We start from the raw sequence: 26,112 nt of genomic DNA, 5'->3' as shown, positions 1-26,112 counted from the left end.
GCTTCTCAGCCTAGAACGGACGGACGGGTCCGGCAGCATCCGCGAAGTCGGCACTGCGAGCCAGATCAGCCCAGACTGCTACCTCGGCCAGATTCTTCCGATACGACGCGGATATCCGCTCCACGGCTTCCTTTCCCAGCAGCAGACGCAGTGGCACGTTCTCACTGTGTACCAGCGCATTGATGATTACCGCTGCTTTCTCCGGATCGCCCTCCTGAACACCGTCTGCCGCCGCCATGTCACGCAGAACCGGATCGAGCACTTCACGGTAGTCCGATGAAGATTCGGCGAAACTCAGAACGCCGGGGGTGTTGAATGCCGTGCGGAATCTGCTGGGCTCGACGATCATCACTCGGATGCCGAACTGCCCGACCTCACCGGCGAGAGCCTCCGACCAACCCTCGAGCGCGAACTTCGACGCCGAATACGCCCCGACGCCGGGAAACGACATGCGGCCGCCTTGACTGCTCATCTGCACGATCGTTCCACTGCCCTGCGCTCGCATCGAAGGGAGGACGGCGCGCACCAACGCGGCGGGTCCGATCAGGTGCAGTTCCATGAGATCCCGCAAGGTCGAATCGTCCACCATCTCCGCCGCGCCGACCATCCCGCGACCGGCATTGTTGACCAGCACGTCGACACGACCGAAATGCTCGAGCGCATGTTCGACGACGCTGGGTGCCGCCGCGGTGTCGCGGACGTCGAACGTCACCGCCGAGAACCGATCCGGATGCTCCGACGCGATATCTGCAACGGACTCGGGCCTACGAACTGCCGCGACTACCGCGTCCCCGGTTCGAAGTGCGGACACTGCAAGTTCGCGGCCGAAACCCTGAGAAACTCCAGTGATGATCCAGGTTTTTGTTGTCATGGTCGGCAACGCTAGGGGTTAGAGCGCGCTCCAACGCAAGCCTTTGGTTCTACAGCCGAGCTACACGCCGGCCCAAACCGGTCGCTCGCCGCGAAGGAAACCGTCGACACCGGCTTTGAAGTCGTCACTGCTGTAGATCATGCGCATCAGATCATCGTTGTCGGTGATCGATCGGGTCCTGATGCGGCGCAGGGACTCTCGAATCGTCCACACGGTCATCGGGGCAGCCGCAAGGAGTTCCCGCGATACCTGGGCAGTCAGGCTCGCGAACTCTGTCTCTGTTGCACAGTCGCTGAGGAAGCCGTTCCGCAGAGCCTCGTCGCTCGACATGACCCCCGCCCGAGCGACCAACGACATCAGACGCGAACTGCCGATCCTGTCCGCCAGCAACGCCACGGAATGGACCGACAACGAGTTTCCGAGCGTGCGCGCGATCGGGAGGCAGAAGCGGGACCCGTGCGTCGCGATCCGCACATCGCACGCTGCCGCTAACAACAGCCCGGCTCCCGCGCACACACCGTCGATGACCGCCAGCGTGGGAACCCGCACTTTCTCGAGTTCGGTCAGCACGCCGACGAACCGACTTTCGTAGTCGAGCCCGTCGTGAAAACTCGAGAAGGTCTGAAAATGGCCTATGTCGGAACCCGCCGAGAACGCCTCTCCCCCAGCACCTCGGAGAGTGAGTAACCGGATCTCGCGGTCGGAGTCGGCGCTTCGGCAGGCTCCGGCAATGGCGTCGTACATCTGAGGAGTCAATGCGTTGTGTTTTTCCGGCCGGTTGAACACGACGTCAAGCGTGTCGCCATGACGAATGATCGAGATGTCTTCGTGCGTTTCAGTCATGACACTGACGCTATTACCGGCAAGGAACAAACGAAACACATTGCACTCGAGTATCTTTGCGAATATTCGGTGCGAAGTTGCAGATAGTGCGAACGGAGAAGCGTCGACGAGGCCAGGAGACGGTGATGCCAGAACCGAACCTCGCCGACGCAGCATTAGTGGGGTGTCATGCCACGATTGTTGAAAGCGTTATGCCACAACGGTCCGCTGCGGCACACCGGAGTACTGACTCAGCGGCCTGATCAGTGCATTCGACTGCCCCTGCTCGATGATGTGCGCCGTCCATCCGGTGATGCGGCTCATCACGAAGATCGGCGTGAACATCTCGACGTCGAAGCCCATAAGGAAATACGCAGGGCCCGTGGGGAAATCGAGATTCGGCTTGATTCCGGTGGCACTGACCATCGTCTTCTCGAGGATCTCGTACATCTGCACCCACTTCTCGCCGTCCGTCGCTGCCGCTACGTCGAGGAGCGCCTGCTTCATGGTCGGAACACGCGAATCACCGTTCTTGTAGACACGGTGTCCGAAGCCCATGACCTTCTCCTTGGCGGCCAACTTCTCCGACATCCAGGCTTCCGCGCGGTCTGGGTCGTCGATCTCGAGCATGTCGTGCATGACGGCTTCGTTTGCGCCGCCGTGCAGTGGGCCCTTGAGCGTGCCGATCGCAGCCGTCACTGCGCTGTAGATGTCCGAAAGTGTGGACGTCACAACACGAGCGGCAAAGGTCGAGGCGTTGAAGGAGTGCTCCGCATACAGGATCAGCGAGACCTCGAAGGCCTTCACGATCGCCGACTCCGGAACAGCACCGAAGCACATGTTCAAGAAGTTTTCGGCGAAACCCAGGTCCGACTGCGGCGCGATGGGATCCTGACCACGCCGGCGGCGGAAATCGGCTGCGACGATGGTCGGCAGCACGGCCGTCATCCGCAGTGCCTTGGCTAGATTGGCCTTCTCGGAGTTGTCGTCCTCCGCCGGATCCTCGGCGCCGAGGTAGCTGATCGCCGTCCGGACCACGTCCATCGGGTGGCAGTTGTCGGGCATCTTGGTCAGGAGCGAGAGCAGTGAGCGATCGGCACGGCGAGCCGCACGCTCACGCAGACAGAGCAATTCGAGCTGCTCGGGTGTCGGCAGTTCGCCGTACCACAGCAGGTGCGCAACTTCTTCGAAGCTGCAATTCGCGGCGAGGTCCTGCACTGCGTAACCGCGATACGTCAACGAATTCGTCTCGGGCACTACCTTGGAGATAGCCGTCGTGTCGACGACAACTCCGGCCAAGCCCTTGTAGATCGTCGGAATCTGTTCGGTCATGTCCTACTCCCCTCCAAGCTGAAATTGAAAATGCCACTGTCGAATTCGTTGTAACGCTCGTACTCGAGAATCTCGTACAACCTGCTGCGGTGCTGCATCTCACCGAGCAGCCCTTCTTGCGTGCCCTCCGCAAAAATCTCGCGCAGGCCCTTTTCGATGGCGAACATCGCCAACCGAAGAGTGGTCACGGGGTAGATGACGGCGTTGAAACCGATCTCTTCCAACGTCTTCGCCGAAATGAGATTCGACTTCCCGAACTCGGTCATGTTGGCGAGCAACGGAGTGTCGACTGCTGCGCGGAACTTCTCGAAGTCTGCTTCGGTGGCAAGAGCTTCGGTGAAGATCAGATCGGCACCGGCATCCGCGTAGGCCTTTGCTCGCTCGATCGCTGCGTCGATACCGTCGATTCCGGCAGCATCGGTGCGCGCGCAGATGACGAAGTTCGGGTCGCGACGTGCCGAGACTGCAGCACGAACTCGGCGAACCATGTCTTCGGTGGGCACGATCGCTTTGCCGTCGAGGTGCCCACAGCGCTTGGGGTTGATCTGATCCTCGAGGTGCAGGCCGGCTATACCGTCGTCCTCGAAGATCGTGACCGTGCGGGCAGCGCTCATGGGTTCACCGAAACCGGTGTCGGCGTCGATGAGCGTCGGGAGGTCGGTGACCCGCGCGATCTGCTTGCTGTGGGCGGCGACCTCGGTCAACGTGGTCAGCCCGATGTCGGGAAGCGCCAATCCGGCGGAATACGCACCACCCGAAACGTAGACACCTTCGAACCCGATTTCCTGAATGAGCCTGGCTGTCAACGGATTGATCGCACCGGGGAGTCGTTGAATCTTTCCGGACGTCAGCCCGGCCCGGAAGGCTATCCGCTTGTCGGCTGCAGACGTCGATGCGGCAATGAGGCCCGTCATCAGAAGAGTCCCTTGGCGACCTTGGGGGCCCGAGCGAGAACGTCTTCGGAAACGGTGAAGGTCAGCTGATCGAGTTCGCCTGCCTTCAATTCGGCGGTGCGCTGTGCCGCGTCGAGGAAGCGATCCTGTTCGCTCGGCTCGATGACGCCCTCGGCGAGGGTGCGGAACTTCGCGACGTACTGATCGCGAGCGAACGGACGTGCGCCGAGCGGGTGCGCATCGGCCACCGCAAGCTCGTCGACGATGACCTCGCCGCTCTTCAAGGTGATCTCGGCGCGGGCACCGAAAGCCTTCTCGTCCGGATCCGTCGAGTGGTAACGGCGTGTCCATTCGGGATCTTCGCGCGTGGAGATCTTGTTCCACAGCTCGATCGTGTCGGGGCGCTGTGCACGCTCGGGCGCGTAGGAATGCTCGTGGTGCCATGTACCGTCCTGCAGCGCAACGGCAAAGATGTACATCACCGAGTGATCGAGAGTTTCGCGTGATGCGGTGGGGTCGAACTTCTGCGGATCGCCGGAACCGGTGCCGATGACGACGTGGGTGTGGTGACTGGTATGCAAGACGATCGAGGCGATCTGGTCGAGATCGCCGACGCGAGAACGCATCCGGCGAGCGAGGTCGATCGGCGCCTGGCTCTGGTACTCCGCGGAGTGTTCCTTCGTGTACGAGTCGAGGATGGCGCGCTTCGCCTCACCAGAACCCGGAAGCGGAACGTGGTACTCCTTGTCCGGGCCACCGAGCAGCCAGGCGATCACGCCGTCTTCGCCTTCCCAGATCGGTGAAGGTGCACCTTCACCGCGCATCGCACGGTCGACTGCCTCGACGGCAACCTTGCCGGCCAGCGCCGGCGCGTATGCCTTCCAGCTGGAGATCTCGCCCTTGCGGGACTGCCGTGTAGCCGTCGTGAGGTGCAGCGCCTGGCCGATTGCCTGGTAGACCGTCTCGGTCTCCAGGCCGAGCAAGGTTCCGATACCTGCCGCGGCCGAAGGGCCGAGGTGTGCGACGTGATCGATCTTGTGCTCGTGCAGGCAGATAGCCCGAACCAGGTCGATCTGGATCTCGTAGCCAGTCGCCAGACCGCGAATCAGGTCTTGACCGTCACGCCCGGCGTGCTGAGCGACGGCAAGGATCGGCGGGATGTTGTCACCGGGGTGCGAGTACTCGGCGGCCAGGAACGTGTCGTGGAAATCGAGTTCACGAACCGCTACGCCGTTTGCCCAGGCGGCCCATTCAGGCGAGAAGGTACCCGAGATACCGAACACGGTGGAACCGGGCGTGTACGGATGAGACTGCGCCTGTGCACGCGCATTCACTACGGGGCGGCGCACCAGGGAAGCTGCGGCAACTGCCGCGTTGTCGATGATCCGGTTGACGATCATGTCGGACGTGGCGTCGGTGACCTCGACGGAATCCGTCGCAACTTCCGCGATCTTCCACGCGAGGTGGTCTTCCTTGGGGAACTCTTCGGCAGAGCGGTGGGTGCGTACGAGATGCGTCTTCATCGATCCTCTTCTCACGTGCTTCGGTATCTATTTGCACGCTACGCAGCTCGTTCACCTCGGGATAGGTCCTCGCAATTGCCTATTTGTGCAATAACAATCCTGCAATGTTGCGAATGTTGCGAATGGCTTCTCGGTAGGGTGAACCCGATCGGCACCGAGGAGATTCGATGAAGAAGATGTACGCGGGAGCGCGGCTGCGACGACTGCGGGAAGAACGAAACCTGTCACAGTCCGCACTGGCGAAGGCGCTCGAACTCTCCCCCAGTTATGTCAATCAGCTCGAGAACGATCAACGACCGCTGACCGTCCCCGTCCTTCTCAAGCTCAACGCCGAGTTCGATCTCGACGTGCAATTCTTCGCTTCCGATTCCGACGCACGACTCGTTGCGGACGTTCATCACGCCTTGGCTGAAACCTCGGAATCCGGGGACGTATCGCTGGCAGAGGTGGACGAATTGGTGGCCCGAATGCCGGCGGTCGGACGCACCCTCGTGATGTTGCACCGCCGCCTTCACGCCGCAACAGAGCAATTGGACCAGTTCTCGACGCAATTGTCCGGCGAGGCAGCATCTGACGTGTCGCTGGTGCCCATGCCTTACGAAGAAGTTCGGGACTTCTTCTACGACCGAAAGAACCACATCGCCGTTCTCGACGACGCTGCCGAGCGGATGTTCGTGGACAACGGGTTGTCCGTGGGAGCAGTGGATCTGCAGCTGGCACGACTGCTTCGCGATCAGCACGGCGTCACCGTGACGATCCGCACGGACGAACCAGACAAGCTCGGGCCCAAGCGCTTCTACGATCGGGAGAAGTCGATCCTGACCCTGGCGCGGCGTCTGTCGGCAGGCCAACGCGCATTCCAGATCGCGATGCAGTTGGCCTTCTTCACGCAGGCCGACGTGATCGATTCCCTTGTCGCCGAGGACGAATCGTTGAGTGCCGAGTCCGCGGCACTGGCTCGAATCGGACTCGCGCACTACTTCGCCGGCGCACTGCTACTCCCGTACACCCAATTCCTGGAATCGGCCGAGGCTCTGCGGTACGACATCGATCTGCTCAGCCTCAAATTCGAGGTCGGCTTCGAAACAGTTTGTCACCGGCTGTCCACTCTCCAGCGTCATGGCCAACGCGGCATCCCCTTCTTCTTCGTCCGAACCGATCGCGCCGGAAACATCTCGAAGCGTCAGTCTGCTACCGCTTTTCACTTCTCCAGAGTCGGCGGCAGTTGCCCACTGTGGGTCATCCACGAGGCATTCGCGAGCCCTGGACGCATCCTCACCCAGGTCGCGAAGATGCCTGACGGCCGGACGTACCTGTGGGTGGCGCGCACCACCCACAGCGGCGGACTCGGGTACCTCGCGCCCGAGCGGAACTTCGCCGTCGGACTCGGTTGCGACATCGGCTACGCCGATCGCATGGTCTACTCCCACGGAATCCAGACCGACGACCCCGCGACCATCGTGCCGATCGGCGCGGGGTGCAAAGTCTGTGACAGACCAGCGTGCTCTCAACGCGCCTTCCCCCAACTCGGCCGCTCGATCTCCGTCAGTGAGAACAGCAGCAGCCATCTGCCGTATCCGCAACAATAGGACGCAAACAATAGGGCGCACCGACTCCACCTGCGGTTCCTCTGCGCTACGACGCTCTTCTGCTTCCATGGACGTCATGCACCCCGATACCGTGACCCCTCGTCGACTGGTTCTTCGCCGCCTTTCGGCCGTGGTCGGCGTGGCCGGAATCGTGACTGGTGTGGTTGCCTTGATCGCAACTCAGCTGGACGTCGATCACAACATCGTGATCGTTCTGGCATCAGTGGCACCCTTGTTGATGATTGCTCCGCTGATCGGTGCCGTCGTCTCGGGTATCGGGCGTCAGTGGATCGTATGCGCCGCATCCCTTGTCGTCCTTGCACTGTTCGGATGGTCCGTGAGCCCGCTGTACATCAGCGGAACTGGCGAGTCGACGTCTGCGAACGGCCCGTCGATTCGGATGATGCAGGCCAACTTGATGATCGGTACAGCGGATCCGGAGTCGCTTGTGGCGATGGTCCGCGAAAGCAACGTCGACGTGGTGACGGTCCAGGAGTTGACGTACCAGGAAGTCGACGCGCTCGAAGCCGCCGGGCTCGAAGAGGTTTTGAGCCACCAGTTCCTGGTCCCCTACGCCGACGGCGGTGGCGGGGCCGGAATCTACAGTCGCTTTCCTCTCTCCAATCCACGTAGCCTCGACGGGTTCTCACCCGAAACGCTCTCGGCAGAGCTGAATGTCGGCTTGGCGCGGCCAGTTACATTGTTCGCCGTGCATCCGGCACCGGCGTACATCTCGCCGGCTTCGGTGTGGGCGGCCGAGCAGCAAAGGCTTGGGTCTTACATGAACGAAGCCGCCGGGATGGACAATGTGATAGTCAGCGGCGATTTCAATGCGTCGTACTCGAACAAGCAGTTTCGGAATCTCCTCAGAAACGGATATACCAGCGCCGCCGATCAATTGGGTTCCGGTCTGATCCCGACCTACCCGACCGACAAGTCGTATCCGGCGATGGTCGGTATCGACCACATCATCACCAAAGGCGCTGTGGCGACGTCCCTCGAACGGATCGAGATCAAGGGATCCGATCATCACGGACTGATCGCCGACATCACGTTGTCTTGAGTAAATACTGGATTGAGCACGCACCGGGGGCATGGTTATGCCCCGGTGCTCACGTCTTCAGTTGTCGCGGTTCACGCCGCTGTGGGTGGGCTGTTCCCGCCGATCGGCTGCTGATACGGGTCGATCGACATCGGCGGATAAAACGTCACTCCGTGTGGTGCAACGTCCGATGATGATGACCACACAACAAGATCAGATTATCGAGATCCGTTGGGCCACCATCATTCCAATGAACAATATGATGAGCATCGCACCACCCCGACGCCGTCCCACACCCCGGAAACGCACACCCACCATCCCGAACCGCCAACGCCCGCCGCTGCGGCACCGTCGCCGTTCTCGCTTCCTTACCGCACTCGAGCGGAACACCATTCTCATCCAACAAGATCCGCGTGATCGTGCAGTCGCACGCCAACATCCGGGCAGTGTCGATACTGATCGGACCTACCCAATCCGTCCACGCGAACCCCAACTCCTCAGTGGACGGCAACAGATCCTTCAAGGCTTTGAGGTCGGTCATGTCCTTCGCCGACGCTGTCACCGTGATGTGCGGTTTCACCCCACCCTCGATCGGACCCAACCCCGCCCGCTCGTACCGGCGCAACAACTCGCAAAACCCGTCCGCGCGCCGTAAAGCCGGAGTACGCGTGTCCTTGGCGCCGTCCTTCTCCGGTGTTGGAGCCGACAGGCTCGACAACAACGTGATCAACCGCGCCCCGTTCACCGCATCCAAATCACCCTTCACGGTCACCCGCCCGTACAAGCCTTTCGAGGCATAGAACTCATTGCGCTCAGAGTCTTCCCCGACCGGAACACCGTCCTCACGGTTGCCGTACTGCTTCTCGATCCGCCGAATCGCCGCCCGCACCGCATCACAATCCGCAATATTCTTCGACGCCAGATCAAGCAGAATCCTGCGAGCCTTGTCCACATCGGCACGATGAAACGCATCGCCCACCACGGGTTCGAGCATCAACAACCGCGCCAACCCGACCCAGCAGACTGCACTCACCGATCTCCAGATTCGTCGACCCGTGCAACCACTGCGCGATCGCCCGAAAACCCCTCCCGCCGAGAACCTCCCGGGAAAACATCTCCACGATCAGCAACACCATCCGCGACTGCAATTCGTGCCGGACACGCACCAGATCCAGAACCTCCCCCTCGAGGTCCTCACCATCCAGCTGCCACGAGCCCCGACTGCCCATACCGAAAGCTTAATCGAACACACTTTCGGCAACCAGGGACATGACGGACAACTTCAGAAGCGCCCAGAACTCGAGACTCGTTGAAATACATCATCATTGAACTGTCTCACGCCGCTAGGTCGGCGTGACTATCGCAAAATTCGGATCAGGCTCGTCAAGGTGCCCCGCAAGTTCTGCGAGTTTCGCCGGGTCGCCGGCAACCGAGATACTGCCGTTCGCAATCTCGGCGCCCAGGTCCGCACCACCGAGCAGCACACCGAGTAAGCCGAGACGACTCACACTGAACGTCGCATCCACAGACCCAGCATCTGCAGACCCACCTTCCACGTCGAAGTGGATCAGCACGCCGTTGCTCAGTTCCGTTCGGTGCACGATGTTTTCGTCGGTGATGTTCCAGTCGATGACGATGTGGGAATTCGCTGCACTCACTCCGTCCACGCGGAGCGACACAGCGTCGAACACCTGCTTCACCGACAACGCTGCGGTGATATCAGGAGCTGCAGCAACTGTGGGCGTACCCACCGAACCGTTGCGCAGTTCGTATGCACCGGTGAGGTAGAAGTTTCGCCAGGTGCCGTTCTCTGCGCCGTACCCGAGCTGCTCGAAGGTATCGGCCTGCAGGGTCTTGGCCTCGGTGTTGCCCGGTTCAGCAAAGATGACGTAGTTCACCACCTGCGCGACCCACCGAAAGTCGCCGCTCTCGTATGATTCCCGAGCTTTTCGGAGCACCTCTGCCGATCCGCCCATGAACTCCACGTGACGTTTTGCCGATTCGACGGGTGGATGCTCCCACAGATGCGCAGGGTTACCGTCGAACCATCCCATGTAGCGCTGGTAGATGGCCTTGACGTTGTGACTGACGGAACCGTAGTACCCGTGCGTGTGCCATGCCTGCGCCAATGCAGGTGGCAGTTCGATCGATTCGGCGATCTCGAGACCGGTCCACCCCTGATTGATTCGACGAAGTGTCTGATCGTGAAGGTACCCGTAGAGGTCGCGCTGCAATGACATGAACTCGGTGAGCCGTTCGGTCCCCCACGTCGGCCAGTGGTGGGACGCAAACAGAACGTCGGATCGTGAGGCGTAACGATTGATCGATTCGGTCAGGTACGCAGACCAGACGTGAGGATCTCGTACCAGGGCACCCCGTAGCGTGAGCAGGTTGTGGAGAGTATGAGTTGCGTTCTCCGCCATGCACAGTGCACGCAACTCCGGGAAGTAGAAGTTCATCTCGGACGGGGCCTCGGTTCCGGGCGTCATCTGGAACTCGATCCGAACGCCGTCGATCGTCTCCGTGTGACCTGTCGTCGAGATCGACACCGTCGGCGAAATGAGCGTCGGGGTCCCGGTTGAGGTGGTCTGCCCCAGCCCGGCTCCGACGGCACCGCGAGGACCTCGGGGCAATGCAGCCCCGTACATATAGGCCGCACGTCGAGCCATTGCCGTTCCCGCATAGACGTTTTCCTCGACGGCATGCTCCACGAGTCCAGCGGGGGCGACGATTACGCATCGCCCGGCAGCGACATCGTCGTCGGTGGTCACCCCTTTGACCCCACCGAAATGGTCGATATGCGAATGCGTGTAGATCACCGCGACAACCGGTCGATCACCACGATGCTCCCGATACAACGCGAGACCAGCGGCCGCGGTTTCCCGAGAAATCAGTGGATCGACGACGATGATCCCGCTCTCCCCCTCGATCAACGTCATGTTCGACAGATCGAGGCCGCGTATCTGATAGATCGAATCCGTCACCGCAAAGAGTCCCTGCTTGGCGACCAACCTCGACTGACGCCACAAGCTCGGATTGACGGTCGGCGGGCACTCCTCATCCAGGAATGAGTAAGAGTCGTTGTCCCACAGCACTTTTCTGTCCGGACCGGATACCACGCCGGGATCGAGCGCGCCGATGAACCCCCGCTCGGCATCGGTGAAATCGGTCTTGTCGGAGAACGGCAGGGTCTCGGCGACTCGGGCGTTCGCCGCTTCGACTGCGGCCGATGCTGCGCGTGGATCGATCATAGATCAGCCTTTCATCTTCAATTGTCCAGTGTGGTAAACCCGTTCAAGACTCCAATAATCAGCGGGGACTAGCTCAACAGCTGCGACTTTGCCGCGGCGAACTCCGCGTCGGTCAACACGCCGGACTGATGAAGCTGACCCAGCTCCTGCAGCTTGGAGACCAGATCGTCCGCGCCAGAAGGGGGAACGGACTGCACGGGTGCGACCTGCGGCGGCGGCTGTTGCTGCTGGTACTCCTGCTGGTATTCCTGCTGCTGCTCGCTGGCCTTCCGTTGACTCCGTCTATCCATGGCGTTGGACGTCGCTTTTGCGGTTCCAGCCACTACCGCAGTGCGCGCCACCGTGCCGAGCAACCCCGGCCGCCCTCTGCGTCCACCTCGAAAAACCATGCCGAACTCCTTGGGTAATTGTCGCTACTGAAATGCTGCTTCGACCGCTGCGACGACTACCTCGCGCGGTATCTGAACGTGAAGGACTACATCGCCGCCGCCACCGCGAACCGTCGACGCGAGCTCACGCGCCCACGTCTGCTCGTAGACGATGACTGCGGCGGACGTTCCTGGTTCGAGTGACTCACGGACCACGTCCAGATCCTCGTCACTGATCAATGCCTTGGCTTCGATGGACAGAATCGCCAGTCCGATCTCTGTGAGATCTTCGTCGACGTCGATCTGCGACACCTGTCCGTCGGCGTCCTTGGCGATGTACACGAGGTCGAGCAGGGTGACAAAACCTCGTTCCACCACGTTTTGCAGCGCGGCGACGGCTTCAGGATCCACAGTGGAACCTGGGAATGCCAGCACCACGAGCTCGACCGGTCCGATGTTCATTGCGTCGTTCATCCATCAAGCCTGGTGGCTCGGACGCTTGGGAACCTCACCCGCAGGGGATGAATTACCCGATGCGATCGAGTTATTTGTTGCGACGAATGACTTCGCGAATCGGCCGTACGTGTACGCCTTCTGCCGCGAGGGCTCGCCGGGCTTTGCCTCGGGTGACGAGCACACCGACGATACCGAGAACCCAGACCGGATATTGCACCATCCAGGCGACGCGGAATCCGTCGAACGTGTACCCGCCCATGTGTCCGAGGATTACGCCCATCACTTGAATCACGATGAGGGAAGCGAGGAATCCCCCGATGTTGACCATGCCTTGCGCGGTGCCCATCGCCGAACTCGGGTTGGACGTACGCGCGTAGTCGAAGCCGATCACCGAACCCGGTCCACCCACCGAGATGACGACCACCAGGATCGTCAACAACCAGAGCGGAGACGGTTCGCTTCGTGAAAGCACGATCGTCCACATGAGCGCGCTGGCCACCATGATGGTGAGAACCAACCACGATCGACGCATGGGATAGCGACCGGTGAGAATGCCGAGGATCGGGCCGGCCACGATTGCCGAGATGACCGACAGCGTCAGCAGCGAGCCGACCGTCGTGGAGTCGAGGCCTTGAGCCGATTTCAGGTACGGCACACCCCACAGCAGCGCGAACGTCGTGATCGAGAACTGAGTCCCCATGTGGCTGAAGAACCCGAGGCGGGTGCCGGGCCGCATCCACACCGTCTTGATCTGTCGCCCGATCTCCTTGGCACCGGCCGGCACGGCGACCACGTCGGCACCGGGAGGAGCGTCGCGGATGACACTCAACGCCAGTGCAAACGCCAACAGTCCGACAGCGGCAGCGCTGCCGTAGGCAAAAGTCCAGCCCGGTCCGGACAACAGCAACATGAACGGGAGCGCAGACATCACCTGGCCCAGCTGACCGAGGATGCCCGTGAACTGCGAGACCAACGGCACCTGCCGGGGCGGGAACCACTGCGGTACCAACCGCAACACCGAGATGAACGTGAGTGCATCCCCGGCACCGACGGCAATACGTGCACCGATCGCGACGGGCAGCGATTCGGTGAAGGCGAGAGCCAACTGCGCGGACATCATGATGAACGCACCGACTGCGATCATGATCCGCGAACCGTAGCGGTCAAGGAGAACTCCCGCCGGAATCTGCATACCGGCGTACACGACGATCTGCAGCACGACGAAGCTCGACAGAACGCTGGGCGAGATCGAGAACCGATCAGCAGCAGACAGACCCGAGACACCGAACGAAGTGCGGTGAAGCACGGCGATCACGTAGGCAAAAACACCGACACCCCAGACCAACCACACTTTTTTCATCGGGTCTGTATGTTACTCCTGTCTTTCGCAAGGCTCAGGACATGATTATTCGCGGCCCTGAGAGACCCAATTCAAATCAGCCGAACGGAAGCCTTCGGTGATCGCGGCGAGGGAGTCGAGGCGAGCGATCTGGTCTTCGCTCAGAACGATGTCCAACGCTCCGGCGTTTTCCGTGACTCGTGCAGCGAACCGCGTGCCGGGAATCGAAACGGAAGGCAACCCGTACTGACGGCCCTTGGCATCGAGCCATGCCAGGGAAACCTGTGCAGGCGTCGCGCCGAGCTCCTCACCGACGGCGCGGACCACGTCGAGAACCTTCTGATTAGCAGGGAGCGCGGAGTCCGAGAAGCGTGGGAAGCGTCGGCGTAGGTCGTTGTCACCGAGCGTCTCCGCGTCGAACGATCCCGCCAGGAAGCCTCGGCCCACAGGTGAGAAGGGCACGAATCCGACTCCGAGTTCCGCGGCGGTGGGTACTACCTTGTTCTCGACGTCCCGACTCCAGATGCTCCATTCGGACTGGATCGCCGCGATCGGATGCACCCCGTACGCACGACGCAGTTCATCGCCGGTCGCCTCGGAGAGGCCGATGTTGCGGACCTTGCCCGCCTTCACCTGCTCTGCGATCGCGCCGACGGTGTCTTCGATCGGAACGTTCGGGTCGACCCGGTGCAAGTAGTAGAGGTCGACATGATCGACGCCGAGTCGTCCCAGAGATTCGTCGAGTGCCTGCGGTACGTAGGCCGGGTCTCCGTTGATCCCGCGCTGACCGTTGGCGATGTTGCCGACCAGACCGAACTTCGTCGCCAACTGCACTTCGTCCCGGCGGTCTTTGAGAAGCTTTCCCACCGCACGCTCGCTCGAGCCCTCGCCGTACACGTTGGCGGTGTCGATGAACGTGATCCCGATGTCCACCGCATGGTGCAATGTGGCAAGCGCCTCGGCCGGATCCACCGGGCCGTAGACAGGGGCGACGGACATCGCGCCGTATCCCTGGGCGCTGACAGTGAGACCTTCGGCCAGAGTGACGGTGGGGACGGTCATGAAAACTCCTCGATTCGACTAAGCGACAACCTCGACAGTCTTCACCGAATCGAAGCCTCACGCACCGATTAACGTCACGCTGATCGGGTTACCCTCGAGTGATGGCATTCGATTGGCTCGAACTCGTGCTCACCGCCCACCGCGAATTCGGTTCACGACTCGCCGCAGTCGAGGACTGGAACGCACCCACGCCCGACTCCGACTGGCACGTCGAACACCTCGTCCGCCACGTCATCGAGGAGCAGCAGTGGGTACCGCCGCTCCTGGCCGGGCTGACGGTCGGCGAGGCGACACCGGACATCGTTCCCGTCGGGGACGACTTGTGGACCGAATGGCAGAAGTACTCCGATGCCGCCATCAAAGCGTGGAAATCGACGGACCTCAGTGCCCACGTTCACCTCTCGTACGGCACGGTGAAGGTGGAACCCTATCTGCGCCAGCAGACCTCGGACGTCACCATCCACACCTGGGATCTCGCGCGAGCGGTCGGAGCAGACGAGCGACTCGATCCAGACCTCGTCGAGGCCGTCTGGTCCGACCTCGACGGGCAGCGCGACATGCTCGCCGAGAGCGGCCTGTTCTCCGCTCCCGTCGATCTTCCTGACGATGCGTCGTTGCAGGACAAGCTGATTGCCCTGACCGGCCGCGATCCTCGTTAGACGTTCAGCGTCACGCCCGTCGTGCGGGCGACGCCGTCCCAGCCGCCGGCAGGTGCACCGAGGCCGAGCAGAGCCGCAACCGTCGGCGCGACGTCGATCGTGCGAGCCTGCGTGTCGATCTTCCGTCCACCGTCGAGAGCGGGATGCCCGCCGCTGAGGAAGAACGGGATGGGCAGTGTCACGAAATGGCCGTGGTTGCCGGGAATCGGGTTGGACAGTGGAGTCGGATCACTGAACCGCCAGCCCTGAGCGCAAAACGCAACGACGTCACCGGCATTGGTGCCGAGATCGAATTCGGCGGGGAGGTGGCTGGATTCGACGCCGTCCACACCATCCACGATCTGCTGAATCCGGCTGACGGCTTCCGCCCGTTCGCCATCGGGTCCGACGAAGTAGATCAGGTCTGCGCCACCGTTCTGGGCGATTCGAATCTTGCCTGCCAGCAACGGGTCCGCGTTCAGCGGTCGATCGAGTCCGATGAGCCGCGCGGGCTCCGACCAGTCCATGGAGTGGTCGGCCAACACGATCAGAATGCTCCGATTCCAGCGACCCGTGTCATGAAGGAAGTCGACGAAGCGGCGAACCTGGTTGTCGGTGTTCTGAAGTGCGGCCGTGCGAGCGATCCGGATGGACGGACCGGACAGATCCAGGTGCCCAACCCGATCGACGTCACCGAGGTTGGTGAACGAGAGCCGCGGCGAGTTCCCGCCGACGATACGGATCAAGGCGTCGATCGTGAAGTTGTCCGGCGCGTGCTCCGTGCCGGGAACGAGCGGCTGGGGATCCCACACCAGTGAGGCGCGGTCACCGAACAACCCGTGAAGGTAGCGCTTCGACAGCACACTCGCAGTGGTCAATCCGAGTTCGGCGCGCACCCGATCCAGAACCGTCGATGCCTGCAGGTCGGAAGGCCGATCGAGGTCACGCTTCTTGTCGATGGACGGATCGTAGACGGAGTTTGCAGGCACTCCCGAACGCGCCGGCAGCACTCCCGTCATCATCGCCGTGTGATTCGGCAGCGTCTCCGCGATCGTGATGGCGCTGGCGTCCGGGTAGTGAATACCGCCGGCCGCAAGCCCGGTCAGCGTCGGGGTGAGCTCCGATCGCAACTCGTCCGGACGCATGCCGTCGACGACGATGACATGCACGTCCAGGTCTGGGATGCCTGCGCTGGTGGGAACGCTCGCGCGAGCGGGCGTTCCGAGCAATGCCGTTCCGGCGACAACACTTCCACCGATCAGAACGCTACGACGCGAAACTTCGATACTCACTGGTCGACTCCTGGTCGGTACGAGGCCTGATCGAGGGCGGCCGAAGTGGGCGAGACTCTACTGCCCGCGCCTGCCGGTAGACGGTAGCTCACGGCATAGTGCGCATTGCTCTGTGGATTGGTGAGATCGTCGACGTAGTACCAATCCATCTGAGTACCTTCGCGGGCGATTTCGAATACGCCGAAGCCGTGCGAGTCCAGTTCGACGTACCGCACGTGTCGGTTCACTGCCTTGAATGCTTCTTCTGCCGCAACGGTTACCGTTCGCGGCGGCACTTTCAGCATGTCGTCGATGTTGGGCGACGTCACCGACGGGACGACGAACTCAGCGCCGACAGTCGGCCCGCCTGGGTAATTCGCGGCATTGGTCGGTAGGTCGCAAGCCCACGACGTGTGGATGTCACCGGTGATGAAGACGGTGTTGTCCACACCGTTCGAGGTGATCGCATCGAAAAGCCTGGTGCGGTCGGCGGTGTACCCGTCCCACTGATCCGTGTTGTACGGGACACCGGCCTGCGGCACTCCCACCAGTTCGGTCAACGCCGCGGTGGTCGCCGGTTCCAGCGGCGGGAACACGCAGGGCGTGATCATGACCGGATTGCCGACGATCTTCCACTGCGTCGGGGAGGTGACGATTCCGCTGGTCAACCAATCCATCTGTGCGCGTCCGGTAATGGTGCGTGACGGATCGTCGACCTGCTTCATCGTCGGCTGCTCGTCGCGGTAGGTACGCAGGTCGAGCATCGAGATCTCGGCCAGATTCCCGAAGCGGAACCGTCGATACAGCTGAACGCTCGAACCACTACCCGACGGGCGGACGGGCATCCACTCGAAATATGCCTTGGCCGAGTTCGCCTTTCGATCTGCCCAATCGCCTTCGATACCGGGAGTGTGATTTTCGGCGCCGTCCCGGTACGCGTTGTCGGCCGATTCGTGGTCGTCCCACGTAGTGATGAACGGGAGTTTCAGGTGAAGAGCAGCCAGATCCGGGTCGGTCTTGTACTGCGCGTGCCGAATTCGGTAGTCGGCCAGCGAAATGATCTCGTGGGCCGGCTCGTGAAGGCGAACAGATCCGTTTCTCGCGCCGTACTCCCCCTGCCCGTACTCGTAGATGTAGTCACCGAGATGAATGATCGCGTCGAGGTCTTCGCGGAATGCGAGGTGGCGATAAGCACCGAAATACCCTGCTTCCCAGTTGGAGCAGGACACGACGCCGAAGCGGAGACGATCAAGATCTGCCGAGTTCGACGGTGCCGTACGGGTGCGGCCCACCGGAGAAACGGCCGAACCCGCAACGAATCGGTACCAGTACGTCGTCGACGGATCGAGTCCGGTGACGTCGACCTTCGCGGTGTGATCGGAATCCGCCGAAGCAGCAACACTTCCCGACGCCACAACGCTTGCGAACCCCTCATCGGTCGCGACCTGCCAGTTGAGCGTCACCGCCGGCCCGACGCCCGAACCGGGCGTCGCCTCTGCCGTCGGGGTGATGCGGGTCCAGATGATCACGGCATCCGGCAACGGGTCACCGGATGCCACGCCGTGCGCGAATCCCGGGCTGCCACCCGGAACCTCGGCACCGGCGTGGCTCGCCGAAGCGACACCGAGACCTACTGCGCCGGCGAGAGCCGCCGATCCCTGCAGTAGGCCACGTCTGGATATTCGATCGAAGGCATTCGTGTGCACGCTAGGAGTGAACCCGCACCTGAACGGCCGTTCAAGAGAGCTTCGGGATGTTCACCCAGGCTTCGCCTGCGATTCTCTGAAAGTTTGACCGAGTCGATCCCGATCACAACCGGTAGTCGAGGGCCGAGCCTCGAACCACACCGACCTTGACTCCGATGTAACCGCCGAGTGCACCCCCGGCCGCGATCAGGATCCAGAACGCCGGCGGAATCAGTGCCTCGGACCCGTCGATCTCGGAGAACGCGGAATAGCCGGCGATCAACGCACCGAACAGCACAGGCAGTATCAGCAGTGCGGCAAAGAAAGTCACCCACACCGATACGAAGCGGCCCTTCCACCGGGCAATCTCGTGCAGAACCGTCAGAACAACCAGGAAGACACCACTACCGGTCAAGACGGCCGCCAGAACTGCAAACCCGAAAGCTGAAATCAGTTCCGACTCCACCTGAATCCCCCTGTATTTGAATCGCCCAGCACACCCAGCCCCAACTGTGATGCGGCGAGTCTATTCACGACGGGCGACGTCTGTTGGCAACTCGAGTCGCTCGTCTGCCGGAAAGACATCCTGCTGACGCCTATGCTTGGAAAATGACCGAACCCGACATCAAGCCCAGAAGTCGTGACGTCACCGACGGACTCGAAAAGACCGCAGCGCGCGGCATGTTGCGTGCAGTAGGAATGGGTGACGACGACTGGGTCAAGTCGCAGATCGGCGTCGCCTCGTCCTGGAACGAGATCACACCGTGCAACCTGTCCCTCGATCGCCTGGCCAAGGCCGTCAAGGAAGGTGTCCGGGAGGCCGGTGGATTCCCCCTCGAATTCGGCACCATCTCCGTTTCCGACGGCATTTCGATGGGTCACGAGGGCATGCACTTCTCCCTCGTCTCCCGTGAAGTGATCGCGGACAGCGTCGAGACCGTCATGCAGGCCGAGCGCCTCGACGGATCGGTTCTTCTCGCCGGCTGCGACAAGTCGTTGCCCGGCATGATGATGGCGGCGGCCCGCCTCGACCTCGCCAGCGTGTTCCTCTACGCCGGTTCCACCCTCCCCGGCGTCGCCAAACTTTCCGACGGCAGCGAGCGGGAAGTCACCGTCATCGACGCGTTCGAGGCTGTGGGCGCCTGCTCGCGCGGACTGATGAGCCGCGCCGACGTCGACACCATCGAACGGGCGATCTGCCCGGGCGAAGGCGCGTGCGGCGGCATGTACACCGCAAACACGATGGCCAGCGCCGCCGAGGCCATGGGAATGTCGCTGCCCGGCAGCGCTTCACCGCCCGCACCGGACCGTCGCCGCGACGGATTCGCCCGCGAGAGCGGCAAAGCCGTTGTCGAACTCCTTCGTCGGGGCATCACCGCCAGGGACATCCTCACCAAGGAAGCGTTCGAGAACGCCATCGCAGTAGTCATGGCGTTCGGCGGATCCACCAATGCGGTGCTCCATCTCCTCGCGATCGCGCACGAAGCGTACGTCCCGCTGACGCTCGACGACTTCGCTCGCGTCGGCGCGAAGGTCCCGCACCTCGCCGACGTCAAGCCCTTCGGAAAGCACGTCATGACGGACGTCGACCGTATCGGCGGCGTCCCCGTCATCATGAAGGCATTGCTCGACGCGGGACTCATGCACGGAGATTGCCTGACCGTCACCGGCAAGACTGTTGCGGAGAACCTGGCGCACATCACCCCGCCCGATCCGGACGGCAAAGTCCTGCGGGCGATGAACAAGCCCATTCACCCGACCGGAGGCATCACGATCCTGAAGGGGTCACTTGCGCCCGGCGGCGCGGTGGTCAAGTCGGCAGGATTCGAGTCTGATGTATTCGTCGGCACTGCAAGGGTTTTCGAACGTGAACGCGCCGCAATGGACGCGCTCGAAGACGGGACCATCACTGGTGGCGACGTCGTCGTCATCCGCTACGAGGGCCCGAAGGGTGGTCCCGGAATGCGTGAGATGCTGGCCATCACGGGCGCGATCAAGGGTGCGGGTCTCGGCAAGGACGTCCTGCTGCTGACGGACGGACGATTCTCGGGCGGCACCACCGGCCTGTGTGTCGGACACGTTGCGCCCGAGGCCGTCGACGGCGGTCCCATCGCGTTCGTTCGCGACGGCGACCAGATCCGGCTCGACGTGGGTACCGGACAACTCGAGTTGTTGGTCGACGACTCCGAATTGGAAGCCCGCAAGAAGGGCTGGGAGCCGTTGCCGCCTCGCTACACACGTGGTGTGTTGGCCAAGTACTCCAAGCTCGTGGGATCAGCCTCGGGTGGAGCAGTGTGCGGCTGATCCCAGCTCGCAGCTAGATGGGCCGGTACCCGGCGCCGACGCCTCCGTGGGCATTGATCGTGTCCACGATGGAGGTCATGTTGGTGCCGAGTTCCGGCCCCAGGCACGGCACCCAGAGGTAGGCGTTGACCATCGCGACCAGCGTCGTGCCGACCGTAACCGGGGCCCCCGAATCACCGTGGTCGACGCAGATCTGAGTCCAGGTGGATGCGTCGGCGCTCAGGTCTCCCCAGACGACGCCGCAGGTGGTGCCCGTCGTACGGCCTTCCTTGCAGGCTGTAGCCGGGAAGCTGGCCGGAGCGCCGATCGAGGTGATGGTTGCCGCGCCCACCGTTCGAACTGGCGTGACCTTGCCCGGATCGAACTGGATGACCCCGTAGTCCAGGTCCGGGTTCGACTCGACGAACGTGCCGACCACGCCTGCGTCCTCGTTGCTTTCCGGGATCACGAACGATCCAGGACCACCGCAGTGACCTGCGGTGATACCCACGAGTCTGCCGCCGTTGTCGTGCCCGATAGTGGTCAACGTGCAGACCAGCTGATTGTCGATGATGATGCCCGAACCACCACCCATGGGCGTGGGTGCAGCAACCGCGTTGCTGCTGACGATGAACCCGAGTCCGAGTGCCAAGACCAACGCTGCCAGAGCCGAAACAATTCGCTGCAACATCACAATCTCTCCGCCGGTAATCTCCCCGCTGCAAAAAACGCATACCCCGGAAAGTGCGGACCTACGCAGCGTTTCTAGTCGGTAGCTCCGAGCGCTTCGAGCATCTTGCGTGCCTCCTCGAGCTGACGACTCAACTCGTCGACTCGCGCTGCAGCCATGTCCCGTGCAGCGACGATGATGGACTCGACAGCCTCGATGGCGGTGGGCTCACCCAACTCGCGGACAGCTCGCTCGACCGCATCGGGTGCGACCGGAACTGCTTTGCCCGGACGCTTGGCGCCCTGTGTGACCGTCACGCTCCAGTCGTTGTCCGCGCCCGCATGGATGGTGACGCTGATTCCGGCCGGCAGTTTCTTCGCACGCTTGACGGCCGGACGAGGTGTCGCGGCAGGGGCAGCAGTGGTAGTCGGTACCGGAGCGGGTGCAGGCTGCGCACGCGGCTTCGGTCGAACAGGCTCTACGAGTGGCTCCATCAGGGGCTCGGACTCCACAACTGGTTTGGGCCGTGGCGCCGGTCTGGCCGGCGCCGCGGAGACGCGGTTGATGCGCAATTCCTCTGCCTCGAAAGGCAATTCGTCGTTCACGCCCTTGGGGCGGATCATCACGGTGTTGCCGTCCACCGACACGACTTTCGCCGAGGTACCGGCTTCGATCCCCAGGCTGGGAGTCGCCTCGCGCAGATAGACGGTGGCGCGCTTGCCTTCGGCGACAGCCGTGGCGAGCGCTGCCAGATTGTCCGCAGTGAGGTGATCCGGCGTTGATGCGGCAGCGCCGGAACGTCTACGGGGTGGCATGCGCAGGTCCTTTCAGAAGTATCTCGTGCATTTCAGTATCGACAGTGCTTTTCTCGGGGCAACTCTTGCACAAGCCACCGACGTGTTGACTCTCACCGCCCGCCTGGGCCCGAGGATCCGTAGGCGGTTCGGCCAATTCAGTACTGTTCTCGGGGCACCGCGTGGAAGATGGTGGACAGAAATTCGTTGCGGCAAGAAGGAGCACGGTGAGCAGTTCGGAGTCAGAGTGGATCGACGAGGTCACCGAACCCGCCCCTGCTGAATCTAACGCTGCTGAATCTCACGCTGCTGAGCCGATCGACGTCGATGCTCATCTGCTCAGCCGGATTCAAGCCGACATCGAGGAGTCCCTCCTGGGCGGACCGCGCTGCTTCACACAGTCGCAGATCGCGGATTTCGCCGGGGTGACACGCGAGCGCGCCGATCGTCTGTGGGTGGCGATGGGCTTTGCCGTCGACGAGGATCCCGACGCCGTCATGTTCACACAGCAAGACGCCGACGCCCTCAAGACCATCACCGACATGGTCAATCGAGGCGTCATCTCACAGAACAGTGAGGTGGCAGCTGCCCGTTCTCTCGGACAGTCGATGTCGAGGTTGGCGGAGTGGCAGGTATCGCTGATCAGCACACACATCATCGATCAGCTTGCGGACTCGGTGGATCACGAACCCGACGCCATCAGAAATGTCGTTCTGAGCCTCGGCGCCGAGATCATTCCCGCTGTCGAATCTCTGCAGACGTACGTATGGAAGCGTCACGTCGCGTCGTCGACGGGCCGCAACGTGGGAAACCCGGGCGAAGAAGTCGCGAGTCGTGTTCTGGTGGTGGGTTTCGCCGACATCGTCGGGTACACCTCGCTGACTCGCGGACTCGACTCCGCCGAACTCAACGATCTGCTCGAGCGGTTCGAGTCCGCGTCCACCGAAATCATCGGACGCAACTACGGCTGGGTGGTCAAGACCGTCGGTGACGAGGTCATGTTTGCCGCCGAGAGTCCTCATCACGCCGCCGAGATCGCCTTGCAGATCCAGCAGGCGGTCCTCGCCGATCACGACGATCCACAGCTTCGGGTAGGCCTGGCCATGGGTCCGACGTTGGTTCGCTTCGGAGATCTCTACGGTTCGGTGGTCAACAAGGCCGCGCGCCTGACCAGCTCCGCTCGCCCCGGCACCGTGCTGATCGACTCCGAGCTGGCCACCCAGCTCGGCTCGGACGCCAATTTCAAACTGCGACACCTTCGTCCGCGACGAGTGCGCGGCATCGACCGCCTCGAGCAGTACGTGCTACGACGCAATCTGGAGCCGTGAGCTGTCAGCTCGACACTCCGCGTGCAGCCAGAAAATCGTCCACGATCTGCTCACACGCGGCCTCCCCGAGAGGCGTCAGCGTGGCCAGCTTGGTGAGCACCAAAGGTCCGACCAACTGAGCAAGTGCGACGTCGTAGTCGTACTCCCCCAACGCTTCGATCGCATCCGGCGAGCGCAGGATCCGATCGAACGCGTGACGGTACTGCTCGAAGACCGTCTGGCGCAACGATCGCAATTCGGGCTTGTCCGTCGACAGGGCGTCGACGCTCGAGTAACCCTTCAGCTCCGGCCCCAAGCCGAGCCAGCACATGGCCGTCACCTGGATCGGTGCGCTTTCGATGGCCTTGGCCTGACTGGTCAACAACTCGAGCAATTGCGCGCGGAGGTCACCTTCCCCGGACATCTCGGGCACCGGCGGTAAGAGGCGAGCAAATGCCGCGGCGAGTAACTCCGTGCCGCTGTCGAAATGCCGATACAACGTCGCACGTGCGACGTTGGCCAATTTGGTGACGGCATCGATCGTCACCGCGTCCACGCCGCCTTCTGCCAGCAGCTTGGTCGCCGCGTCGAGCAACCTGGACCTGGAACGCTGTTTACGCGGATCCTCGTCGCTGACCTGCTTGTCGATTTCCTGCTTGTCGATTCCCGCCGTCACAACCTCAGTTATACCCACTTGGGGGTTGTGGAACTGCTGTTCTTGTAACGATACTGATGGTCTTGTTTCTATCGGGAGGTTTCGTGAGTAGCGATACGACGCTCGAACAGTCCACGTGGACCATCCGACAGATCTGGATGCTGACGGTCGCGTGCTGCGCCGTCGCGCTGGTCGTCGCAGCGATGGCCGCTCTCAACACGGCCCTTCCCGACTTGGCCCGCGATACCGGTGCAACACAGAGCCAGCTCACGTGGATCGTGGACGGGTACACGCTCACGCTGGCTTGTCTCTTGTTGCCGGCGGGCGCACTCGGCGATCGATACGGTCGACGAGAACTGCTCATGTTCGGACTACTCGTTTTTGCTGCCGGCTCGTCGATTCCGGTCTTCGCGGACGAACCGTCGTGGATCATCGTCTCCCGCGTGATCTCCGGCGTCGGCGCCGCATTTGTCATGCCGGCGACGCTGTCTCTACTCACTGCAGGTTTCCCGCCGGCGCAGCGTGCCCGTGCCGTCGGAGTCTGGTCCGGCGTCGCAGGGTCCGGTGCAATCGCCGGACTCGTCGTCTCCGGGCTACTCCTCGAAAAATGGTCCTGGCATTCGATTTTCGTCAGCCTGGCCGTCGTCTCGGTCCTCATCCTCGTGGTGTCGTTCACGATCGTGACGTCGAAGGACACGGAGGCAACTCCACTCGATCTACCTGGTACAGCGCTGATCGCCGGCTCGATCGGACTGTTCGTCCTGGGGATGATCGAGGCGCCGGCCCGTGGTTGGCTCGATCCGGTAGTTCTCGCGTTGCTGGTCGGCGGAATTGCCATGGCCGCGGTATTCAGCTGGGTCGAATTACGTACTCGCCATCCACTTCTGGACGTGAGACTGTTCGCCAATCGCGCATTCGGCAGCGGCGCAGCGTCACTGACCCTGCAATTCCTGGCGACTTTCGGCTTGTTCTTCCTGATCGTGCAGTATCTCCAACTGGTGCTCGACTACTCCCCACTGCAATCGGCGCTCGCCCTCATGCCGATCGCTGTGCCGGTGATGGCGCTGTCCGTGGTTGCTCCCCTACTGATTCCGCGTATCGGCCTTCGCGCTCTCACCGCCACCGGTGTTGCCTTCCTCGGAACCGGAATTGCGCTCTTGACGCGCTTGGACGCCAGTTCGACCTACGCCGAGGTCTGTGTCCCCTTGGTAGTAGCCGCTATCGGATTGGGCTTGTCGACGACCCCCGCCACTGCTGCGATCGTCTCCAACGCACCAGACTCCAAACAGGGTGTTGCCTCAGCAGTCAACGACGCAACCCGGGAGATCGGCTCTGCCATCGGCGTTGCACTGGCGGGAAGTATCCTCGCCGCCGGCTACGGCAATCACGTCCAGCCCGCGGTCGACTTGCTGCCCGAACCCGCCAAGGAACCGGTATCCGGTTCTCTGGCCGCCGCTCTCCATGTCGCCGAAGCAGCCGGGCCGCAGGGTGCCCAGTTGGCCGAATTCGCCCGTGAAGCCTTCATCAAAGGCATGGATCAAGGAGCACTCACGCTCGCCGTGATCATGTGGGTATCCGCGATCGTTCTGGGATTCTGGGCTCCGGGTCGTCAGCGAGACTGACCGCCTCGTCGGTATGCCGGGGCCTTGGTCGTCTGCTCCGATTGCAGAGTCTGCAGTAGGGGCATCGACCGGAGCGGCACCACAACCGAGAGAACCATGACGCTGGTCGACCGGGTGGCTATCCCCGACCGATTCAGTTCGAGCAGCGTCGCTTGCAAATCCTCGTGCGACGCAGCGGCAATCCGGCACAGCACGTCGCCGGAGCCTGTGGTGGCAAAGGCTTCGAGCACACCGGGGATTGCCTCGAGTTCCGCTGTGACGGTGTCGAGCGCCCCCTGGGCGATCTGCAAAGTCACGAATGCTTGTACTCCGAAACCCGCTGCAGCCAAATTGATGTGCGGCGCGTATCCGGCGATGACGCCCGCATCTTCCATCCTTTTCAATCTCGCCTGCACTGTCGCCCGCGCAACCTTGACCTGACGCGAAAGCTCCAACGCACCGGCTCTCGGGTGCTTGTTCATCGCGTCCAACAGAGCCAGATCCACTGCGTCGAGATTCACGTCCGCTCCACTCGTCGTTCAACTATGCAAATTGCCCACAAAACAGTGCCACTATCTTCGCATTCCGGCGCTGTGTCTACTTTCAACTACCTCCGTTGACTACCCAACCTCTGAAGGACTTATCTGTTTGTACTGGCAG

At 62.1% G+C, this 26,112-nt stretch carries 23 protein-coding genes and 1 pseudogene; 6 read left to right on the top strand and 18 right to left on the bottom strand.

Annotated features, from left to right (window positions below):
* Nucleotides 1–10 precede the first annotated feature (10 nt).
* The 5 genes from AC2ETI_RS06920 to prpD form a co-directional block, all read right to left on the bottom strand.
* Nucleotides 11–871: an SDR family NAD(P)-dependent oxidoreductase gene (locus tag AC2ETI_RS06920; protein ID WP_483633704.1), complete on the bottom strand. Its 861-nt coding sequence runs from the start codon at nt 869–871 to the stop codon at nt 11–13.
* Nucleotides 872–931: 60 nt separating this feature from the next.
* Nucleotides 932–1,714 carry an enoyl-CoA hydratase gene (locus tag AC2ETI_RS06915; RefSeq protein WP_029256232.1) on the bottom strand — a complete coding sequence of 261 codons (783 nt, stop codon included), beginning with the start codon at nt 1,712–1,714 and terminating at the stop codon, nt 932–934.
* A gap of 189 nt (nt 1,715–1,903) precedes the next feature.
* Entirely contained in the window at nt 1,904–3,025 is a 1,122-nt protein-coding gene (locus AC2ETI_RS06910) for a bifunctional 2-methylcitrate synthase/citrate synthase (RefSeq protein ID WP_047269777.1), read from the bottom strand.
* Nucleotides 3,022–3,939, bottom strand: coding sequence for a methylisocitrate lyase (gene prpB, locus AC2ETI_RS06905; RefSeq protein WP_317559358.1), 918 nt, complete (start codon nt 3,937–3,939; stop codon nt 3,022–3,024). The genes AC2ETI_RS06910 and prpB overlap by 4 nt, the downstream gene beginning before the upstream one ends.
* Nucleotides 3,939–5,441: a 2-methylcitrate dehydratase PrpD gene (gene prpD, locus AC2ETI_RS06900; protein ID WP_317559357.1), complete on the bottom strand. Its 1,503-nt coding sequence runs from the start codon at nt 5,439–5,441 to the stop codon at nt 3,939–3,941. Before prpD ends, prpB begins: the two co-directional genes overlap by 1 nt.
* 167 nt (nt 5,442–5,608) lie before the next feature.
* On the opposite strand from prpD, the gene AC2ETI_RS06895 reads away from it, so the two are divergent.
* Nucleotides 5,609–7,030, top strand: coding sequence for a short-chain fatty acyl-CoA regulator family protein (locus tag AC2ETI_RS06895; RefSeq protein ID WP_317559356.1), 1,422 nt, complete (start codon nt 5,609–5,611; stop codon nt 7,028–7,030).
* 67 nt (nt 7,031–7,097) lie between these two features.
* Nucleotides 7,098–8,093, top strand: coding sequence for an endonuclease/exonuclease/phosphatase family protein (locus AC2ETI_RS06890; protein WP_317830462.1), 996 nt, complete (start codon nt 7,098–7,100; stop codon nt 8,091–8,093).
* Nucleotides 8,094–8,164: 71 nt separating this feature from the next.
* Here the strand turns inward: AC2ETI_RS06890 and AC2ETI_RS06885 are convergent.
* From AC2ETI_RS06885 to AC2ETI_RS06860, 6 genes and pseudogenes are all read right to left on the bottom strand, one after another.
* Nucleotides 8,165–9,301 (bottom strand): annotated as a pseudogene (locus tag AC2ETI_RS06885) (HNH endonuclease signature motif containing protein).
* 114 nt (nt 9,302–9,415) lie between these two features.
* The gene (locus AC2ETI_RS06880; RefSeq protein WP_483633703.1) at nt 9,416–11,323 is read right to left on the bottom strand and encodes an alkyl/aryl-sulfatase; all 1,908 of its coding nucleotides are present in this window, start codon (nt 11,321–11,323) and stop codon (nt 9,416–9,418) included.
* A 68-nt stretch (nt 11,324–11,391) separates the two neighbouring features.
* Complete coding sequence (locus AC2ETI_RS06875; protein ID WP_019745273.1) at nt 11,392–11,712, bottom strand: SHOCT domain-containing protein; 321 nt, start codon at nt 11,710–11,712, stop codon at nt 11,392–11,394.
* A 24-nt stretch (nt 11,713–11,736) separates the two neighbouring features.
* On the bottom strand, nt 11,737–12,165 hold the full coding sequence (locus tag AC2ETI_RS06870) for a DUF6325 family protein (protein WP_020909115.1): 429 nt from the start codon (nt 12,163–12,165) through the stop codon (nt 11,737–11,739).
* 70 nt (nt 12,166–12,235) lie between these two features.
* Nucleotides 12,236–13,507 carry an MFS transporter gene (locus AC2ETI_RS06865; RefSeq protein ID WP_019745275.1) on the bottom strand — a complete coding sequence of 424 codons (1,272 nt, stop codon included), beginning with the start codon at nt 13,505–13,507 and terminating at the stop codon, nt 12,236–12,238.
* Between the two features lie 45 nt (nt 13,508–13,552).
* The gene (locus AC2ETI_RS06860; RefSeq protein ID WP_069145608.1) at nt 13,553–14,548 is read right to left on the bottom strand and encodes an aldo/keto reductase; all 996 of its coding nucleotides are present in this window, start codon (nt 14,546–14,548) and stop codon (nt 13,553–13,555) included.
* Nucleotides 14,549–14,649: 101 nt separating this feature from the next.
* Between AC2ETI_RS06860 and AC2ETI_RS06855 the strand changes: the two genes are divergently transcribed.
* Nucleotides 14,650–15,207 carry a TIGR03086 family metal-binding protein gene (locus AC2ETI_RS06855; protein ID WP_020970773.1) on the top strand — a complete coding sequence of 186 codons (558 nt, stop codon included), beginning with the start codon at nt 14,650–14,652 and terminating at the stop codon, nt 15,205–15,207.
* On the opposite strand, the gene AC2ETI_RS06850 is transcribed toward AC2ETI_RS06855, so the two are convergent.
* The 3 genes from AC2ETI_RS06850 to AC2ETI_RS06840 all read right to left on the bottom strand — a co-directional run bounded on the left by AC2ETI_RS06850 (nt 15,204) and on the right by AC2ETI_RS06840 (nt 18,608).
* A complete protein-coding gene (locus tag AC2ETI_RS06850; protein WP_021332002.1) occupies nt 15,204–16,478 on the bottom strand; it encodes an alkaline phosphatase family protein in 1,275 nt (424 codons plus the stop codon). The genes AC2ETI_RS06855 and AC2ETI_RS06850 overlap by 4 nt on opposite strands.
* Nucleotides 16,475–18,163: an alkaline phosphatase D family protein gene (locus AC2ETI_RS06845; protein ID WP_483633702.1), complete on the bottom strand. Its 1,689-nt coding sequence runs from the start codon at nt 18,161–18,163 to the stop codon at nt 16,475–16,477. The genes AC2ETI_RS06850 and AC2ETI_RS06845 overlap by 4 nt, the downstream gene beginning before the upstream one ends.
* 103 nt (nt 18,164–18,266) lie before the next feature.
* Entirely contained in the window at nt 18,267–18,608 is a 342-nt protein-coding gene (locus AC2ETI_RS06840) for a hypothetical protein (protein WP_019745280.1), read from the bottom strand.
* Nucleotides 18,609–18,751: 143 nt separating this feature from the next.
* Here AC2ETI_RS06840 and ilvD point away from each other — a divergent pair, with 143 nt between their 5' ends.
* A complete protein-coding gene (gene ilvD / locus AC2ETI_RS06835; protein WP_003940201.1) occupies nt 18,752–20,446 on the top strand; it encodes a dihydroxy-acid dehydratase in 1,695 nt (564 codons plus the stop codon).
* A 13-nt stretch (nt 20,447–20,459) separates the two neighbouring features.
* Here the strand turns inward: ilvD and AC2ETI_RS06830 are convergent, their stop codons facing one another.
* Both AC2ETI_RS06830 and AC2ETI_RS06825 read right to left on the bottom strand, forming a co-directional pair.
* A complete protein-coding gene (locus tag AC2ETI_RS06830; protein ID WP_007732621.1) occupies nt 20,460–21,116 on the bottom strand; it encodes a S1 family peptidase in 657 nt (218 codons plus the stop codon).
* Between the two features lie 74 nt (nt 21,117–21,190).
* Nucleotides 21,191–21,910, bottom strand: coding sequence for a DUF6319 family protein (locus tag AC2ETI_RS06825; protein ID WP_080909614.1), 720 nt, complete (start codon nt 21,908–21,910; stop codon nt 21,191–21,193).
* Between the two features lie 206 nt (nt 21,911–22,116).
* Between AC2ETI_RS06825 and AC2ETI_RS06820 the strand changes: the two genes are divergently transcribed.
* Nucleotides 22,117–23,217, top strand: a complete 1,101-nt coding sequence (locus AC2ETI_RS06820) for an adenylate/guanylate cyclase domain-containing protein (protein WP_020970778.1) — start codon at nt 22,117–22,119, stop codon at nt 23,215–23,217.
* Between the two features lie 4 nt (nt 23,218–23,221).
* Here the strand turns inward: AC2ETI_RS06820 and AC2ETI_RS06815 are convergent, their stop codons facing one another.
* Nucleotides 23,222–23,872 (bottom strand): TetR/AcrR family transcriptional regulator, encoded by a 651-nt coding sequence (locus tag AC2ETI_RS06815; protein ID WP_019745284.1) that lies wholly within the window; start codon nt 23,870–23,872, stop codon nt 23,222–23,224.
* 56 nt (nt 23,873–23,928) lie between these two features.
* On the opposite strand from AC2ETI_RS06815, the gene AC2ETI_RS06810 reads away from it, so the two are divergent.
* Nucleotides 23,929–25,473: an MFS transporter gene (locus AC2ETI_RS06810; RefSeq protein ID WP_483633701.1), complete on the top strand. Its 1,545-nt coding sequence runs from the start codon at nt 23,929–23,931 to the stop codon at nt 25,471–25,473.
* Here AC2ETI_RS06810 and AC2ETI_RS06805 read toward each other — a convergent pair.
* On the bottom strand, nt 25,461–25,973 hold the full coding sequence (locus AC2ETI_RS06805) for an Lrp/AsnC family transcriptional regulator (RefSeq protein ID WP_003939810.1): 513 nt from the start codon (nt 25,971–25,973) through the stop codon (nt 25,461–25,463). The two genes, AC2ETI_RS06810 and AC2ETI_RS06805, sit on opposite strands and share 13 nt — an antisense overlap.
* Between the last annotated feature and the right edge of the window lie 139 nt (nt 25,974–26,112).

It is taken from the genome of Rhodococcus sp. MurmanLake-1 (genome assembly GCF_056945715.1).
This window is presented reverse-complemented; position numbering and strand designations above follow the sequence as displayed.